The sequence below is a fragment of the Streptomyces sp. x-80 genome (genome assembly GCF_046549095.1).
Classification (GTDB): Bacteria; Actinomycetota; Actinomycetes; order Streptomycetales; family Streptomycetaceae; genus Streptomyces; species Streptomyces celluloflavus.
This window is the reverse complement of sequence record NZ_JAJPWM010000024.1, coordinates 1-15,098: the sequence shown is the minus strand read 5'-3', so window position 1 is coordinate 15,098 and position 15,098 is coordinate 1. Positions and strand designations below refer to the sequence as shown.

General features: G+C 70.5%; 17 protein-coding genes. 15 read left to right on the top strand and 2 right to left on the bottom strand.

Going from position 1 to position 15,098, the window contains the following annotated elements; all coding sequences use genetic code 11:
• Positions 1 to 46: 46 nt before the first annotated feature.
• The 4 genes from ACLJWH_RS35240 to ACLJWH_RS35225 all read left to right on the top strand — a co-directional run bounded on the left by ACLJWH_RS35240 (position 47) and on the right by ACLJWH_RS35225 (position 3,522).
• The gene (locus ACLJWH_RS35240; protein WP_411145872.1) at positions 47 to 1,252 is read left to right on the top strand and encodes a S8 family peptidase; all 1,206 of its coding nucleotides are present in this window, start codon (positions 47 to 49) and stop codon (positions 1,250 to 1,252) included.
• Between the two features lie 74 nt (positions 1,253 to 1,326).
• Positions 1,327 to 2,235: a hypothetical protein gene (locus ACLJWH_RS35235; RefSeq protein ID WP_411145871.1), complete on the top strand. Its 909-nt coding sequence runs from the start codon at positions 1,327 to 1,329 to the stop codon at positions 2,233 to 2,235.
• Positions 2,236 to 2,740: 505 nt separating this feature from the next.
• Entirely contained in the window at positions 2,741 to 3,196 is a 456-nt protein-coding gene (locus ACLJWH_RS35230; protein WP_411145870.1) for an ATP-binding protein, read from the top strand.
• A gap of 11 nt (positions 3,197 to 3,207) precedes the next feature.
• Entirely contained in the window at positions 3,208 to 3,522 is a 315-nt protein-coding gene (locus ACLJWH_RS35225; RefSeq protein ID WP_411145869.1) for a hypothetical protein, read from the top strand.
• 254 nt (positions 3,523 to 3,776) lie between these two features.
• Here ACLJWH_RS35225 and ACLJWH_RS35220 read toward each other — a convergent pair whose 3' ends face one another.
• Positions 3,777 to 5,066 (bottom strand): Twin-arginine translocation pathway signal, encoded by a 1,290-nt coding sequence (locus ACLJWH_RS35220; RefSeq protein WP_411145868.1) that lies wholly within the window; start codon positions 5,064 to 5,066, stop codon positions 3,777 to 3,779.
• 386 nt (positions 5,067 to 5,452) lie between these two features.
• On the opposite strand from ACLJWH_RS35220, the gene queC reads away from it, so the two are divergent.
• From queC to folE, 9 genes are all read left to right on the top strand, one after another.
• Positions 5,453 to 6,163 (top strand): 7-cyano-7-deazaguanine synthase QueC, encoded by a 711-nt coding sequence (gene queC, locus ACLJWH_RS35215; protein WP_411145867.1) that lies wholly within the window; start codon positions 5,453 to 5,455, stop codon positions 6,161 to 6,163.
• Positions 6,160 to 6,828, top strand: a complete 669-nt coding sequence (locus ACLJWH_RS35210) for a 6-pyruvoyl trahydropterin synthase family protein (RefSeq protein WP_411145866.1) — start codon at positions 6,160 to 6,162, stop codon at positions 6,826 to 6,828. The genes queC and ACLJWH_RS35210 overlap by 4 nt, the downstream gene beginning before the upstream one ends.
• The gene (locus ACLJWH_RS35205; protein WP_411145865.1) at positions 6,825 to 7,559 is read left to right on the top strand and encodes a radical SAM protein; all 735 of its coding nucleotides are present in this window, start codon (positions 6,825 to 6,827) and stop codon (positions 7,557 to 7,559) included. Before ACLJWH_RS35210 ends, ACLJWH_RS35205 begins: the two co-directional genes overlap by 4 nt.
• Positions 7,556 to 8,038 carry a DUF6884 domain-containing protein gene (locus ACLJWH_RS35200; RefSeq protein ID WP_411145864.1) on the top strand — a complete coding sequence of 161 codons (483 nt, stop codon included), beginning with the start codon at positions 7,556 to 7,558 and terminating at the stop codon, positions 8,036 to 8,038. The genes ACLJWH_RS35205 and ACLJWH_RS35200 overlap by 4 nt, the downstream gene beginning before the upstream one ends.
• On the top strand, positions 8,035 to 8,589 hold the full coding sequence (locus tag ACLJWH_RS35195) for a phosphoribosyltransferase (protein ID WP_411145863.1): 555 nt from the start codon (positions 8,035 to 8,037) through the stop codon (positions 8,587 to 8,589). The genes ACLJWH_RS35200 and ACLJWH_RS35195 overlap by 4 nt, the downstream gene beginning before the upstream one ends.
• The gene (locus ACLJWH_RS35190) at positions 8,586 to 9,722 is read left to right on the top strand and encodes a glycosyltransferase (RefSeq protein WP_411145862.1); all 1,137 of its coding nucleotides are present in this window, start codon (positions 8,586 to 8,588) and stop codon (positions 9,720 to 9,722) included. Before ACLJWH_RS35195 ends, ACLJWH_RS35190 begins: the two co-directional genes overlap by 4 nt.
• Before the next feature lie 73 nt (positions 9,723 to 9,795).
• Complete coding sequence (locus ACLJWH_RS35185) at positions 9,796 to 10,482, top strand: PIG-L deacetylase family protein (protein WP_411145861.1); 687 nt, start codon at positions 9,796 to 9,798, stop codon at positions 10,480 to 10,482.
• Positions 10,482 to 11,207, top strand: coding sequence for a WbqC family protein (locus tag ACLJWH_RS35180; protein WP_411145860.1), 726 nt, complete (start codon positions 10,482 to 10,484; stop codon positions 11,205 to 11,207). Before ACLJWH_RS35185 ends, ACLJWH_RS35180 begins: the two co-directional genes overlap by 1 nt.
• A complete protein-coding gene (folE, locus tag ACLJWH_RS35175) occupies positions 11,204 to 11,827 on the top strand; it encodes a GTP cyclohydrolase I (RefSeq protein ID WP_411145859.1) in 624 nt (207 codons plus the stop codon). Before ACLJWH_RS35180 ends, folE begins: the two co-directional genes overlap by 4 nt.
• A 185-nt stretch (positions 11,828 to 12,012) precedes the next feature.
• On the opposite strand, the gene ACLJWH_RS35170 is transcribed toward folE, so the two are convergent.
• A complete protein-coding gene (locus tag ACLJWH_RS35170) occupies positions 12,013 to 12,504 on the bottom strand; it encodes an NUDIX hydrolase (protein ID WP_411145858.1) in 492 nt (163 codons plus the stop codon).
• Positions 12,505 to 12,669: 165 nt separating this feature from the next.
• Here ACLJWH_RS35170 and ACLJWH_RS35165 point away from each other — a divergent pair, with 165 nt between their 5' ends.
• Together ACLJWH_RS35165 and ACLJWH_RS35160 are read left to right on the top strand one after the other, a co-directional pair.
• Positions 12,670 to 13,662, top strand: coding sequence for a hypothetical protein (locus tag ACLJWH_RS35165; protein ID WP_411145857.1), 993 nt, complete (start codon positions 12,670 to 12,672; stop codon positions 13,660 to 13,662).
• Positions 13,659 to 15,098: PEP/pyruvate-binding domain-containing protein (locus ACLJWH_RS35160; RefSeq protein ID WP_411145856.1), on the top strand; the 1,440-nt coding region annotated here is incomplete at its 3' end. The genes ACLJWH_RS35165 and ACLJWH_RS35160, both read left to right, overlap by 4 nt.

The following is a 15,098-nucleotide window of genomic DNA, read 5'->3' as shown; positions in this document are numbered from 1 at the left end:
TGCACGCTCATCCCGGATTTCATTTCTTGTTTGCCAGGAGCACTTCGTGACCGCCTCCGACATCTCTCCCAGCCGCCGGCACCATGCCACCCGAAGGCTGCGCGCGGCCGTCAGCGCGACGCTGACGGCCGCGCTGCTAGCAGCCGCGGGTGGCACCGCCTCCGCGGATCAAGTGCGCAAGAATCTGTGGCCGCTGGAAGCATTCGGAGCCCGGGATGTGTGGAAGACGGCCACTGGTAAGGGCGTGACGGTGGCGGTAATCGAAAGAGGATTCCGTACCACCCATCAAGACCTCACGGGGCAGTTCCTGCGCGGTGCGAACTTCGCGAACACCTCGCAGGGCGACGGTTCCAAGGACCTCATGCCGGGCGAGGACCTCCGCGACCACGGTACGGCGATGGTCGGGATCATCGCGGGCCACGGTCACGGGCCGGGCGGCTCCGAAGGAATCAAAGGGCTGGCGCCCGGCGCCAAGATCCTGCCCATCCCGCAGTACAAGAACGGGGCCGCAGCCACACGGTACGCGGTGGACCACGGCGCGGACGTCATCAACATGTCCTACAGCGAAAAGCCCCCGTCCGCCGACACCTGCCCATCGATCCACTACGCCATCGAGAAGGGTGTCGTGGTCGTGGCCGCGATGGGCAACGACAGTTCGTCGCAGAAGAGTTACCCGGTGGGCTGTCCCGGCGCGATCGGTGTCGGCTCGGTCGATCAGAACGGCGAGGCGGCGGACTTCAACGACTTCAACTCCGATGTGGACCTCCTGGCCCCCGGCGTGAAAATCCCCCTAGCGATGGCCAAGAGCGATTCGGACTACCGCACCGACGAAGGGTGCTCGGCGGCCACCGCCTACGTGTCCGGTGCCGTCGCCCTTTTGAAGGAGAAGTTCCCGCACCTCACCCCGGGCCAGATCGCCAACCGTCTAGTGAAGACCGCCGGTCTGGCCGAGCCCCAGAAGGCCAAGCACCTCAAGCTGCCGGATGTCCACTACGGCTATGGCTTCATCCAGCCCGGCCCCGCGCTGACCCGCGACATCCCCGCGGGACCCGCGCCGGGACCGCTGCCGATGCCGCAGGGCAAGGCGCCGCAGACAGCCGTCGTCCCCGGTGCCGACAAGGGCCCGGACCCCGACCCGCCGATGGGCGGCAAGAAGAAGCTGATGCTCTTCGGCGGCGGTACCGCCGCCCTACTGGCCATAGGCATCACCCAGATCGCCGCCCGACGCCGATCACGAACGCCGGCCGCGTGAACGCCACGTCCCTCAGTCCTCCCTATCGGCTCCGCCCCCGCGGAGGCCGCCTCCCCGGCAGAAAGGCGAGCGGCATGACCAAAACCATCACCGCAGTGAACTGGAATGTGGAGAAGGGCCTCAACTGGGAAGAGGCCACCGACTGGATCCGTGGGCAGGCACCGGACATCCTCTTCCAGCAGGAGGTCCAGCCCGGACAGCTCGACGTCCAGTGCGAGCGCCTGGGCATGGATGGGTACCTCGCCGTCCACCGGCCGGGCAGCACTAACGACAACGCCATCTTCCTCAAGCCCGACGGCCCGCTCGCCTTCGACGAGGAGTACCAGCAGAACTGGGCCCCATGGCACGCACCGGCGAACATCGCCATCCGGCTCCGGGACCGTGACGGCTCTCTCAGCCCGCGCCCGATCAGCTGCGTCAGCGGGCACGCCTGCTACTGGTCCGCAGACCACCGGCTGACCGAGGCCCAATGGTGCTCCACACTGGCCAAACCCGGCTGGCTCGCCATCCACTTCTGGGACTGGAACAGCTACCGGATCGGCGAGGGCGGCCCCTGGGAGGGCTACGAGGACCACGCGTTCGTGGCCAACCGCACCTACTTCGACAACGGCCGTCGGCACACCGACGACCGTCCGGACCGCGAGATGCTCGCCGCCGGATACATCGAGATGGCACGCCACGCCGCCGACCACCTCGGCCAGACCGGTGCCATGAACGCCTCGTCCGGCTACCGCGACCACCCCGGACGGCCGCCGGGGACGAGGTACTGCATCGACCGCGGCTACCTCAGCGCGGAGCTCGCGCCCGCCCTGACCCGCTTCACCGTCTGCGACACACCAGAGCTGCGCCGCATGTCCGACCACCTACCCCTGCGGACCGAACTCGACGTCGCGGCGCTTCGCACCATCCTGCACCGGCCCACCGCGATGTACCTGCCTCACGACAACCGGCCCGGCAGCGGCCACGGCGGGACCCCGGCCTGACCCATCCCATCGACCCACCACTCCACGACACACCCAAGGAGAACCCTTGCCCGAGATCACGCGGCTTGCGCAGTGCGGCGAGCCGGTCGTACGTGTCCTCTCGATCAACCTGGCGAGGAACGGCGGTGAAGACCCCGGAGTTCGGGTTCCACGCTTACGGGCCCGACGGGTCCGGCTGCCGGACTCGGCCGTGCTCCGGCGGCTGAGGTTCGGCGCCCTCACCTGCGGCGAGCCCGATGTCGGCAAGAGTGATGGTACGGCCAATGCCTCGCGAGAGCGTCTCGGCCAAGATGGACGGCGTTCGACCGCTCGGGCGCGTGCCGGCTACCCAGCGTGCAATGGTCGACTGGTTCGTCATGTCCAGCTCCTGGATCGCGGCGGCCAGTTTGGTGTTGCGTGTGCGCCCCACGTTGCGCCTCTATCGAGGAAGCCCGGCTCTTGGTCGGTGCCGTCTGTCGCTGTCGTGCGCGACGGCCCGACCCGGACGGTCCAAGGAGCGTATGCGGTGACCGAGCCTCTCCTTGAGCATGCCGATGCGCACTGTCCAGACGAGGCGCAGTTCGAAGCCTCGTTTCTCGCGGATCGGGCGGCCATCTCGCCTGTGCGTCGACGGTTACGTGCTTGCCTACAGGCGTTCGGCCTGGACGAAGTCGCCGACGACGTCGCCCTGGTCTCTCAGGAGCTCATGGCAAACGCTGTCGTGCACGGTTGCCGCAGCCTCCCGGCTGACACGGAGCTCACCATCACGGCTGCCTGGACCGACGAGCAGCTGCGTGTCGAGGTGCACGATCCGTCTGGTGGCAAGCCCCGCGAGCAGGGTGAGTCGGAGAGCAGAGTGACCGGGCGCGGCTTGACGCTCGTCGGCGCCCTCTCCGATCGCTGGGGCGTCGAGGTGGGCCCCGCCGGCTGTGGGAAGTCCGTCTGGGCGGAGCTCGACTCGCCCGGTGGACGAGCTTCATGAGCCTTCGCGCGATGACTCGTGCTGCGGTGGTGGACCGCACCGAGCAAGGGCTCTTGACAACCGCCGAGCTGGAGCTGGAGCAGAACCGCAGTATCGAGTTGACCACTCCCCGCTGCGCCGCGCCCCTGGCTCCGAATACTGCGGCTGCCCGTGTCCGCATCGCACCGAGCGGCGCGAAGGAAGAGGCATTCGGACACCTGCTGACCCGGCTGGACGAGACCCGCCAGTTCACCGAGACAGCAGAGGCCGAGGAGACCGAGGAGCTGCTGGAGACCGTCCAGGGAGCCGCGGCCGCGCCAGGTCCGCAGGAGAGATCGTCACCTTGACTCCTCGTCTCGAAGCTGTGCTGCGCACTTTGTGCGAGAACTCGGGACGGATCACCGGCTTCATGGCCCCAGCGCGGCGGAGGCCGTACGGCACGGCCAGGAGATCCTCAGCGAAATACCCCCATACACAGCGAACTTGGGCCGCTTGCGGCGGCTCACCCACGCCACCTCAACGATTCTCGACCTGCGGGAGACTCACCATGGCCAACGCCACCCCGGTCCCTGCTGCGGAATGTGGTCAGCAAGCTGGTCAGCTATGCGGCTGTCCCATCGGCACGGATCGGGGCCGGAAGAGTACGCAGACGTTCGGCCAGCTCGGTGGCCGAACTGACCGTCGAGGTATCAAGCAGGCGTCCGAGTCGTGCCAGACGGTCTCGGGCGGTTGCCCGGAGCCGCGGCGGAGGGATCAGGTCGAGCACGCCCAGCGCGCGAGTGGCTGCTTGATCCGGGGCGTCGCGGGCCTCCGCGAGCGCGAGAACGAGGGTGGCGGCCACCCACGCCGGCGTCTCGGTGGGCGCAGCGGCGATGGACTCACGGGCGACATCGGCAGCCCGGTCGAAGCGTTCGAGGGTCAGGTGGGCTTCGGCGACGTGCAGGCGGTGCTCGGCGCGGTCGTATCCGAAACGGCCGGGCAGTTCGACGGCGGAGCGCATGATCTCGTCGCTTTCGTTGACGACGTCGTCCGCTTCCGAAGTCCGCTGTGTGGCAGCGAGTGTGGGCAGCAAAGCCCAGCCGAGAAGCTGCGCGCGGCGCAGCCCCTTGGGGGCGTGCTGGAGGCCGTATTCGGCGTGTCCTCGGGCGTGCTCCCAGTCGTGGCGGGCGGTGGCGACCATGGCCAGGGCCCCGCTGGCCCAGGCGGTGAGCGCCGGCTCATGGGTGGATTCGCCAAGGGCGCCAGCCAGGGTGAGGTGGGTTCGGGCCCCGGCGCGATCGTCCAGGTGGTAGGCCAGGTTGCCGAGGAGCGCCGACAGCCAGCCGACCTGTCGGCGAAGGCCCTCCGCGATCGTGCGGTCCGCGCCCGCCACCGCGGTGGAGAGCAGGTTGCGCGTCTCGCGAACCTCTTCCAGCAGAACGGATGCCGGGTGCTTGCTGTAGTTGAGTGCGTAGTGCTCAACGGCTGCTTCGGCCAGGGCGACGACGGCAGGGGAGCCTCCCGACGTGTCCAAGACGGCCCACTGCACGGATTCGCGGATGGCGGGCAGCCCGCTGGCGGTCGTCATGGGTTCCTTTCGGCCGGTGCTCGTCTTCTCGCGCTGGTGCTGACCGTAGTGGAGCGGCGGCGAAGACGCGCAGGTGCTGCACCACAGGCAGCGTGTTGCCAGGGCGAGCTGGTCGGGGCGGGCCCCGTACGCCCGGGAGATCATCAGCCGGTACTCGTCTCCGGGCTCCTCCTTGCCGTGCTCGTACCGGCACAGCATGGCGGGCGTCAGTCCCGGCGGCAGCAGGCCGTCAGCCCGGTAGACAGCGGCCACCTCCCGGATCGCCTGGGGCCGCGACCACCCCAATGCCAGACGCCACGCTTCCAGGGCCGTGAGCTCCGGCAACTCCGTCCGGAGGGTGGTGACGATCCGTTCCTGAGTGTGCCCGTCGCGCTGGCACTGAGCGCGGATCCGGGATGCCTCCCGCTGGATCTCCGCGCGGCGACCTCGGGTAACTCCGCCCACTGTCCGGCCCTCCGCCGCTCGGCCAAATCTCGGGTCCGACCCGGTCCACGTGGACGCCGGACGGACATTGTGCAGACCCGTCAATGTTCCTACGGCATACCGGCAATGACGGTCAATCAGCCGCATTGCATCGTTGGAGACAGCGCCTGCTGTGCGCTACACCTCCCCGCTCACCGCGCGACGACAGTCGTATCCGGCTGCTCGTCGCGAGTCCCAGGTGCACCACCGGTGTACCTGAGCGCCAGCACCAGGAAGGACACAGATAGATGACCAAGTCAACGCCGAAGAGCGCGGTGCTCATCGCCTCCGGAGGCATGGACAGCACGGTGACCGCGTACGAACTGCGCGCCCGGGGAAGCGAGGTCTTCCTGCTGTCGTTCGACTACGGCCAGCGCCACCGCGTGGAGTTGGCGCACCTGGCGAGGGTCGCCGAACGGCTCGACGTGCCGCACGAGACCGTCGACCTATCGGGCCTCGGCCGCCTCCTGACGGGATCCGCCCTGACCGACACGACCGTCGACGTGCCCGACGGTCACTACAGCGAGCAGAGCATGCGCAGCACGGTCGTGCCCAACCGCAACATGATCATGCTGTCGATCGCCGCTGGGGTAGCCGTCTCGCGCGGCGCTGGCATCGTGGCCTTCGGTGCGCATGCCGGGGACCACCCCATCTACCCGGACTGCCGACCGGCGTTCTTCGACCAGCTCGGCAAGGCCGTACACGCCGGCAACGAGGGCTTTCTCGTCCCCGGATTCCGGCTGGAAGCCCCGTTCCTGCACCTGACGAAGGCCGACATCGTGCGTCGCGGGCACGAGCTGGGCGTTCCGTTCGAGCTGACCTGGTCCTGCTACAAGGGCGGCAGCGTGCACTGCGGTACGTGCGGCACGTGCGTCGAGCGCAAGGAAGCCTTCGAGCTCGCCGGCGTTGCCGACCCCACCGAGTACGCAGACGGCGCGGACACGGAGGCATCCCGGTGAGCGGGCAGTGGCGTATCGGAAAGCTCTGCCGCTTCGAGGCGACCCGCGTGCTGGGCGGCCGGGACGACGGGCACTCCTTCACCGTCGAAGCGGTCCTCGCCGCGGAGGCGTTAGACGACGTCGGCTTCGTCGTGGACTTCGGCCGCCTGGCGCCGCTGAAGAAGTACATCGACACCGTCCTGGACCATCAGCTCCTCAACACCCGGGTCCCCGACGCCAGCGACGGCGGCCTGGCCGAGTACCTGGCCACGTGGGCCCGCACGCACCTCGCGGCCGACATCGGGACCGCTCTGGCGGAGGTGCGCATACGCACCGGCCGCCCCGCGGCTCCGGCCGATAAGTTCGCCGTCGAGTTCGAGGCCACCCACTACCTGGATGGTCTGCCTGCCGGGCATCAGTGTGGTCGGCGCCACGGTCACTCCTACCTCGTGACCGCGTCCGCCGCCGACGGTGGCCCCGTCGCGATCCCGCAGGAGCTGCGCTGGCACGTCGAAGGCGCCTTGGACGGCACGGTCCTCAACGAGGCCGTGCCCTTCAACCCGACCTCCGAACGCCTGTCCGCGTATCTCATGGACTGCCTGGACCAGCAGGCGGACGGACTGGCCGCGATCCGGGTCTCGGAGACGGAGACCAGCTGGGCGGAGTACACGAGGTGGGCGGCGTGAGGGCCCTTCAGACAGCCGGGACAGTCCCGGAGGACCTCCTGCCGGTGCAGGAGATCTTCGGGCCCGTCCCCCAGGGCGAGGGCCCGTACACGGGCCGGTGCGCGTGTTTCATCCGCCTGGGCCGGTGCAACCTGCATTGCCCGCCCTGTGACTCGAAACGGACGTGGGACACCAGCTGTTACGACCTGGCGCAGACGTGTCCACCGCGCTCCGTCGAGGAGATCGTCGAAGTCGCCGGTGAGCACGGAGCCGGATCGGGGATCACGGTGGTCTCCGGCGGTGAACCGCTGCTGTGGCAGCGCACCGCGGCGTGGCACCAGATGCTCACGGCGCTGCCCGGGGACGTGCACATCGAGACCAACGGCACGATCTCCCCGGACGAGTTCACGACCGAGCGTGTGGCCCACTTCAGCGTGTCCCCGAAGATCGGGCGCATGGGTGCGGCCGATCCCGCCAAGCGCCGTATCCGCCCTGTTGTCCTCGATGACTTCGCCGAGCTGGCGCGACGGGGGAAGGCGGCGTTCAAGTTCGTGGCGGCCGACACTGGCGAGGTCGAGGAGGCGGCTCATCTCGTCCGGGACAGCCAGATCCCGCACGATCGGGTGTGGATCATGCCGCTGGGCGACGATGCCGCCACCTGGACCGCCGTCGGCCGGGGCATCGTCGGGCGGGTCATGGGCTACGGCTTCAACTTCTCTGGCCGTCTGCACCTGACCTTGGGTGTCCGATGACCGCGCCCACGGCCAGCCGACCCGATACCGGGAGGGCGGCTCCGTCGCTGAGCGGGCTCGTGGTGATCGGCTGCTCCCGGCGGAAACGCTCCGGTACCGAGCGGGTCCCGGCGCTGGAGCTCTACCAGGGCTGGTGCTTCCCCCAGCTGCGCGAGCGCATCGTCGACCACCCCGAATACCGTTCCAGGACCGTGGTCCTGTCGGCTCGTCATGGCCTGATCGGCGCCGACGATCCGATCGCGCCCTACCAGCAGGTGCTCACGCCGGAGCGGGCCTTGAGCCAGCGGGACATCGTGAGCGCCGCGCTTGCCGATCACCTGGAGCGGCGCCCGGCCCGGGAGGCCCTGCTGCTTCTGGAGCCGCTGTACTTCCAGATGCTCGGACTGCCGCCGCTGCCGGTCGTGCACCTGGTGAGCGACCCGACGGCGCACTGGCCGCAAGTGGCTCGTGTGCTGGACGGGTGGGGGTGGACTGCGTGACCGCTTCCGCGCACGGTGCCCGCGTCTTCCAGGGCAAACGGGTCTGGGCCATGAGCCAGGACGCTTTCCTCGCCGCGGCAGCGCTCATCGCCGCGCACGAGAAGGACACGGCCCCGGAACTCGTCGTCGGCCTCGCTCGCGGCGGGGTTCCCCTCGCCCAGGAAACCGGCCGCATCCTCGGCATCCCCGCCGTCGAAATTCGGGCCCGGCACAACGTCTCCGACCTGGTCGGCATCCAGGCAACCGGCGAGGTCGAGGTGGACGAGGCCACTTTGCTGACCGCTGTCGCCGGGGCCCGGCGCGTTCTGGTCGTCGACGATATCTGCGGCTCCGGCGCCACCCTGCAGGCCGTCGCCGCGCTCCTGTCCGACGCAGGTGTCGCGGCGCGCACCGCCGTGCTGTGCCGCAACGACGGTGCCGACTTCCCCCTGGACATCTGGGTATGGCCGGTCGCCGACTGGGTCGGCTTCCCCTGGGAGGACCCAGCCCCGCCCGACAGCACCCCTCTGCCCCACCCTCAGCAGGTCCACACCGCTCAGGAGGCCCGGTGACCAGCAGCAGCATGCCCCGTACGATCGCCTTCGTCCTGTTCTCCTACGCGCCCGGCGAGCCGGCCGGGTACGAACGCGCCGTCGGCGCCCTCGCCGAAGGATGCCGCCAGCTCGGCATCACTCCGCTGATCATCACCTCCGGGCCGGCTGAACCGGGGGACGCCGACCACTCGGACATGGTCCGCCTGTCCTCCCTGACGCTGCCGCGCCCAATCCTCAAGCCCGACATCCTCGCCGCGCTGGAGGACCCCGAGTCGGTACGCGCCGAACTGCGGCGCCTGCTCGCGGACCACGAGGCCGACCTCGTCGTGTGGGTCGACGCCTTGTACGGGCTGGGTTACCTGGACGCCGCGCCCGAAGGCGTACCGACGATCCTGCAAGTCCACAAGGTGCGCGGCGACGACTACTTCGACCGGGCCGTCGCGGCGGCCACGACCGTGTGCCCGATCAGCCCGTTCATGGAGAGCGAGGCCCGCGAGCAGGGCTACGACACCTCCGCCTGGACGATCGTGCCCAACGCCCTGTTCGCGCCAGCTCAGCCCGCGGGGTATCAGGAGCGCGAGCGGCTCCGCACCGAGGGTCCCGTGAGGATCGTCTCCCGGGCCGAGCCGTACAAGGGGCTCGCCGAACTGCTGGAGGCGCTGCCGGCCGACTGGAACCGCAAGGTCGAACTCGTCCTGGCGGCCGCCGGGTTCGAGTACTGGCCCGGGATGCAGGATGAAGTGTTCGCTGCCGTCCGCGCGGCCGCGGCCAAGCGCCCCGACGTCGTAACGGTCCTGGAGGCACTGCCCTGGCAGGAGGTCCAGCCGTTCTTCGCTGGCGCGGCATCTACGATCATCGCCTCCTACGAGCCGGAGACCTTCTGCAACGCGGCGGCCGAGGCCATGTCCACCGGCGCCCCGGTCGTGGGCATCGGCATCGGCAACCTGCGGCACCTCGTCGCCAGCGGCGGGGTCATGGTGAGCGCCGAGCGGGGCCCAGGAGGTATCTGGCCCGCACTGTCGGAGCTGCTGGACGACGCCGACCGGTACCACGCCACGTCCCAGAGCGCCGTCGCGCGCACCGCCTTCCATGCTCCCGACGAGGTCGTACGGCAGTTGCTCGCCGCCGTCTCCACCGCCCTCCCCCGCTGACCTGCGGAAGTACCCCCGTGCAGCCGCCCCTTGCGGGCGGCCCCGTTCCGCTCCCACGGCAAGAGGAGAAAAAATGGTCCTCGGACTGACCCCCGGCGACAACGTGCTCGTCGTCTCCCCACACCTCGACGACGACGCCCTCGGCGCCGGCGGCACAATCGCCCGACTGACCGCCGACGGCGTGGACGTGCACGTCCTCGCGGTCGCCTGCCGCACCCACCCCGGCAGCGACCCGGGCATTCGCATCGCCGAGTTCGACGAGGCGTGCACCGTGCTCGGCGTCGCCTCCCACCACACCGCCTGGATCGACACCGACGCTGCCACCAACCCTGCGGCCCGCATGGCCGAGTTGGTCCACCTCATCGAGGCCGGTACCCGACTCAGCCTGCGCGAGCTGCGCCCGGCCGCCCTGCTTATGCCGGCCGCCGGCTCCTTCCACCAGGACCACCAGGCCGTGCACACGGCCGCGATCGCCGCGGCCCGTCCCTCCGCGTACGCTCCCCGGATCGTGCTGGGCTACGTCGGCCCGGAGGACGCCGCGTGGGCGCAGCACGAGTCGCCCGCCCGGCGGCCGGTCGCTGTGGACACCTCTGGCGTGTGGGAGACGAAGGCGAAGGCACTGACCTGCTACAGCAGCCAGCTGCGCGAGGCGCCGCATCCCCGCTCACTGGCCACCATCCGGGCGATGGACACCGCGGCCGGCTCCTCGGTTGGAACCGCGATGGCCGAACTCCTCACCGTCTACCGGTTGGTGGCGTGATGAGCCGTGTCCTGGTTGCCCACCAGCCCGCCTACTGGCCCTGGTGCGGATACTTCTCCCGTCTCTTGGACATCGAGGAGCTCGTCCTGCTCGATCACGTCCAGTTCGCCGAGCGCGGCTGGCAGCACCGCAACTCCGTCGCCGGCCGTGACGGACGTCCGGTACGGCTGATCGTCCCGGTGCGCCGTGCCTTCGGACAGCGCCTGGTGGACGTGCAGATCGCGGAGCCGGACTTCGCCCGCCGCCACTGGCGCACCCTGACCGACTCCTACCGACGCGCCCCGCACTTCGCCCGCCACGCGGACCAGTTGGAGGAGTTATACGCCCGCCGCTGGACGCACCTGGTCGACCTGAACGAGGCCGTCACCCGCGTGATTCTGGCCGCTCTTGGCCTCGACGTGACCGTCACGCGTACGAGCACCGCCCCTCCGGCCGGCACCAAGACCGCAGCGCTGGTGGACCTGTGCCGCCGCCACGGCGCTGACGTGCTGCGGGTCGGGACCGGAGCAACCGCCTACCTCGACACCGAACTGCTGAGCGCTGCCGGCATCCGGGTCGACGTCGCGGCCTATGCGCACACCCCCTACGGGACCGCCCGGAACCGGCCCGCCGGACTGTCGGTGCTGGACCTGCTGATGCACGAAGGCCCTCGGGCCTACACCGTCCTGGCGGTCGGCGCCCGCACCGCCTCCTTCCACCCCGAGCGGCACGAGGTGAACGCATGACGATCGAGCTGACCTCCGGGCCGACGGCCGCGCCTGTCCCCTCGCGGCGTATCGACCAGGAGCGGGTAGCGGACCTGTACCGGCAGTTGCTGGCAGAGCTGGGTGAAGACCCCGACCGTGACGGGCTGAAAGACACCCCGCAACGGGTGGCCCGCTGGTGGGCGGAGTTCCTTGAGCACGATCCGGGTCGCACCGATACGACCTTCGTGCACGAGGAGATCCGTGCCGGCGGCGAGGAGCTCGTCATCGTGTCCGGGATCGTCGTGCACTCGCTGTGCGAGCACCACCTCCAGGCAATGGAGCTCACCGTCACCGCGGGGTACCGGCCGTGCGGAAGGGTCCTGGGCCTGTCCAAGGTCGCCCGTATCGCCCAACTCCACGGACATCAGCTGCAATTGCAAGAACGCATCATGAACGGCATCGCCGAGGACCTGATGAAGGCCAGCGGTTCCCCGGACGTCGCGGTGGCCGCCACCGGCACCCACTCGTGCATGAGCGCCCGCGGCGTTCGCGCGCTCGGCGCGGTGACCACCTCGACCAGCACCCACGGGGCCTTCGCGCCCGGCGGCCCGCTGGCGAGCCTGTTCCTGGACCTCGCCGTGAAGGGGGCAGCCCGATGAACCCCCCTGCCCCGGAGCCGCTGTGGGTGACGCTCGAAGGGGCAAACGGAGTCGGCAAGACCTACCTCGCCGCGCTGCTACGCGAGCAAATCGACGGGGCAGTTCTGCTGGACGAGCTGCCCGACGCCGCGCCGAGGCCGCGCGGTGAACCGCGGCGCGCAGCCTGTGCACGTGCGGGCCGCCGGTCAGCGTGCCGCGGCGTCGGCGATCCGACCGAACAGGTCCTTGGCCTGGATGCGCAGGTCCTCGGCGATGTCGACATGCTCTGCGACGGCGGCGGCCGTGAACCAGCGCACCTCGTGGACCGGCTCACCGGCCGGCCCCTCTCCCTCGGCGACGGCGAGGAAGAGGTGGTCGATGTGGACGTGCGGCTGTCGGGTGTGGTTGTCCGGATGCACGTCGAGCTCCTGGACCCACCACGGGGCGGGCACCAGCGGGTGGGGTGCCCCGGCGGGCAGTTCGCTGGACGGGCCCGTCACCAGCCGCGCCGTCCAGCCGGTCTCCTCCGCGATCTCTCGCACCGCCGCCTCGGCCGCGTTCTCGAAGTTCTCAACGTGGCCGCCGGGCAGCATCCAGCACTCCAGCCGCGGGTGCCAGATCAGCCCGAGCCGCCAGCCGTCCTCCATCTGGCGAAAGACGAATGAGCTGGCCGTGGGCTCCTTGATCGTGTCGCTCATGTGCGGGGGCAGTCCCATCGCTCGATCCCGTACGGCCGCACCAGCGGCCGTTCATCCGGCCGCCGAGCCTTCCACATCCGCCCCTGCACCAAGACGCATTCACGCCACATTCCCCCGCACGCGCCGCCGGTACGGACGCGGCATGACGCACGGAGGCAGCTGACGATGGACACCTTATGGAGACGCCTCGTGGTCCAGGACTACGAGATCTCCCGGCCGGCCAGCACCCGGCTGGAGTTCGACCTCTATACCACCTCGCTGATCGCGTGGCCCGCCGTCTGGATGGACGACCCCACCCCCTACGGAGTGCTGCGCCGTCCCGGCATCGTCGACATCGACCAGGCCGTCCACGAGAAGCTGGTGGAACAGCTGGCTGCTCACCTTGCCGACCCCGCCCGGGCGCAGGCGATCGTGGCGCGAGCGGTCGGCGATCGCGGTCGCGCGACCGCTGCACTCGCCCGCGCCGAACGCGCCCTCACCGACGGCGCCACGGCGAAGGCCGGCGTCGCGCTGTCAGACGCGACGGCGGCGTTCTTGCGGGTCATGTCGACGCACATCGTGAACTGGCTCCTGCCCGAAGCGCAGTGGGAGTCCTTCCTCGCCCGGCTGTTCAAGGACGAGGGCCGGGCACGCGCGTGCATGCTGGCCCTGTCGACGCCCGCTGAGACCGGGCACCTGCTCGCCGCGCACCAAGACGTCGTGCAGGCCGCGCTGGCCGTACAGGACGGAGCCGGGCTGGAAAGCACGGCCACCGGTCTCGCGGTCCGGATCGGCACGCTCTACGGCGAGGGAACACCGGCCGCCCGCGCCATGCCCTACGAGGATCCCGCTCAGATCGCCGTCCTCGTGCAGACGCTGGCCGCTAGCTCCGACCCCGAGTCCGAGTTCCGGCAGATCGCCCTCGCCCGCGAGCGGACCGCCAGGCTGCGGGAGGCGTGGGAGACCGCCGCGCTGCTGGCCGCCGCTGGCGATCAGGAGGCCGTCGCCTCCGTACGGGCCATCGTGACGATCCTGTCCTGGGCCTGCGACAGCGAGGAGCGCCGCAAGGTCCTGCGCCACTCCTACCTCTCCGTGGTCCGCCGCTGGTGTCAGGGCGCGAACCTCGACCCGGCCGCGCTGACCACCCTCGACCTTCTGACCGCCGGAGCGGCATCGTGACCTTCCTGACCACCCTCAAGGACACGGCGCCGTCGCGCGCGGGCGGCAAGGCGGCCGCCCTCAGCCGTCTTCAGCAGGCCGGGTTGCCGGTGCCGGACAGCGCCGTCATCCCCGTGGACGTCGCGGACAGCGACCTGCCCGGCGCCGCCGGGCAGGTGCTGGCCTGGGCCGAACATCGCGCGCCGTACGGGCTGATCGCCCGGTCGTCCGCGCCCGGCGAGGACGGCGTCACCTCCTCCTTCGCCGGCTTGTACGACTCGGTCATCACCCCCTGCACGCCGGGCCAGGTCCTGGCGGCACTGCGCCAGGTCCGCGCCTCGGTGCGCGCCCCGGTGGTCACCGAGTACGCCGCCGTGCGCGGCCTGAGCCCGGATGACGATCTCGCCGTGCTCGTGCAGCCCGTTCTGCGGCCCATCGTCGCCGGCGTCCTGGCCGCCCAGGTGACCGGCGGCCGTTGTGTGCGCTGGCGGATCGAGGCGGTGCGCGGACTGGCCGAGCAGCTGGTCAGCGGCGCGCAGACGGGGGAGATCCACTGCGGCCGCGGAACGGCTATCGAGTCTGTCGCCTGTTCCGTGCAGCCGTTCATCCATCTGCCCGGCACCGCGCGGGAACTCGATCTGCCGCCCGGTGAGTGGATCACCGTGCCGGCCGCCGGTGCCGCTCCAGCCCGTGCGAAGGTCGCCGGCTCGGGCCCCGGCGTGGTGCACCTGCGTACCCCGGCCGAGTGGGCGGACGCGCCAGTACTCGCCCCGCGCCAGCGCGAGGAGCTGCTGGACCTCGCCGCCCGCGCGGCCCAGGCGCTCGGCCTGGAGCAGATCGGCATCGAATGGGCTGTCACCGCCGGCGGGCCCGTGATCCTGCAGGGCCGCCCGCTGACCCAGCCGATCCGCGACACGGCCCGGCGCGAGCCGCCGACCGGCGGCTGGGCCGGTCTAGCCGCCGTCGCCGGCATCGCGACCGGCCCCGCCGTCCACCTCGGGCCCGACCCGGCGCCGGAGGGCGCCGTACTGATCTGCGGCGCCCTCGGTCCCGAAGCCGCCGCCGCTCTCCTGCGCGGCCCTGCCGCCGTCGTGTCGACCACCGGCGGACCGCTGTCGCACACCGCGATCATCGCGCGTGAGCTCGGCATCCCGTGCGTGACCAACGTGCCCGAAGCCGCCGACATCGCCGCGGGGATGGTCATCGACGTGGACGGAACAGCGGGCACAGTCCGCCCGGCACTCTCCGTCCCCTCCCCTCGCCAGGAGGACGGGCCGGTGTCGTACCGCGACGCCGCCGTCCTCACCACCTGCATACCCGATGCCCGCACCGACGACGGACGGGCCGCCACCCTCCTCCTCCACGATCCGAACTGCGCCGACCTCGGCGTGCTGGTCCGCGCGGTGACGACAACTTCCGACACCACCGGCCCCCTGGGCATCCTGCTGCCCGACGGC

What these genes read in the sequence shown, in the direction of transcription:
- ACLJWH_RS35235 (WP_411145871.1), top strand. Translation starts at nt 1,327, where the DNA reads ATGACCAAAACCATCACCGCAGTGAACTGGAATGTGGAGAAGGGCCTC.
- ACLJWH_RS35225 (WP_411145869.1), top strand. Translation starts at nt 3,208, where the DNA reads ATGACTCGTGCTGCGGTGGTGGACCGCACCGAGCAAGGGCTCTTGACA.
- queC (WP_411145867.1), top strand. Translation starts at nt 5,453, where the DNA reads ATGACCAAGTCAACGCCGAAGAGCGCGGTGCTCATCGCCTCCGGAGGC.
- ACLJWH_RS35200 (WP_411145864.1), top strand. Translation starts at nt 7,556, where the DNA reads ATGACCGCGCCCACGGCCAGCCGACCCGATACCGGGAGGGCGGCTCCG.
- ACLJWH_RS35185 (WP_411145861.1), top strand. Translation starts at nt 9,796, where the DNA reads ATGGTCCTCGGACTGACCCCCGGCGACAACGTGCTCGTCGTCTCCCCA.
- ACLJWH_RS35180 (WP_411145860.1), top strand. Translation starts at nt 10,482, where the DNA reads ATGAGCCGTGTCCTGGTTGCCCACCAGCCCGCCTACTGGCCCTGGTGC.
- folE (WP_411145859.1), top strand. Translation starts at nt 11,204, where the DNA reads ATGACGATCGAGCTGACCTCCGGGCCGACGGCCGCGCCTGTCCCCTCG.
- ACLJWH_RS35170 (WP_411145858.1), bottom strand. Translation starts at nt 12,504, where the DNA reads ATGAGCGACACGATCAAGGAGCCCACGGCCAGCTCATTCGTCTTTCGC.
- ACLJWH_RS35165 (WP_411145857.1), top strand. Translation starts at nt 12,670, where the DNA reads ATGGACACCTTATGGAGACGCCTCGTGGTCCAGGACTACGAGATCTCC.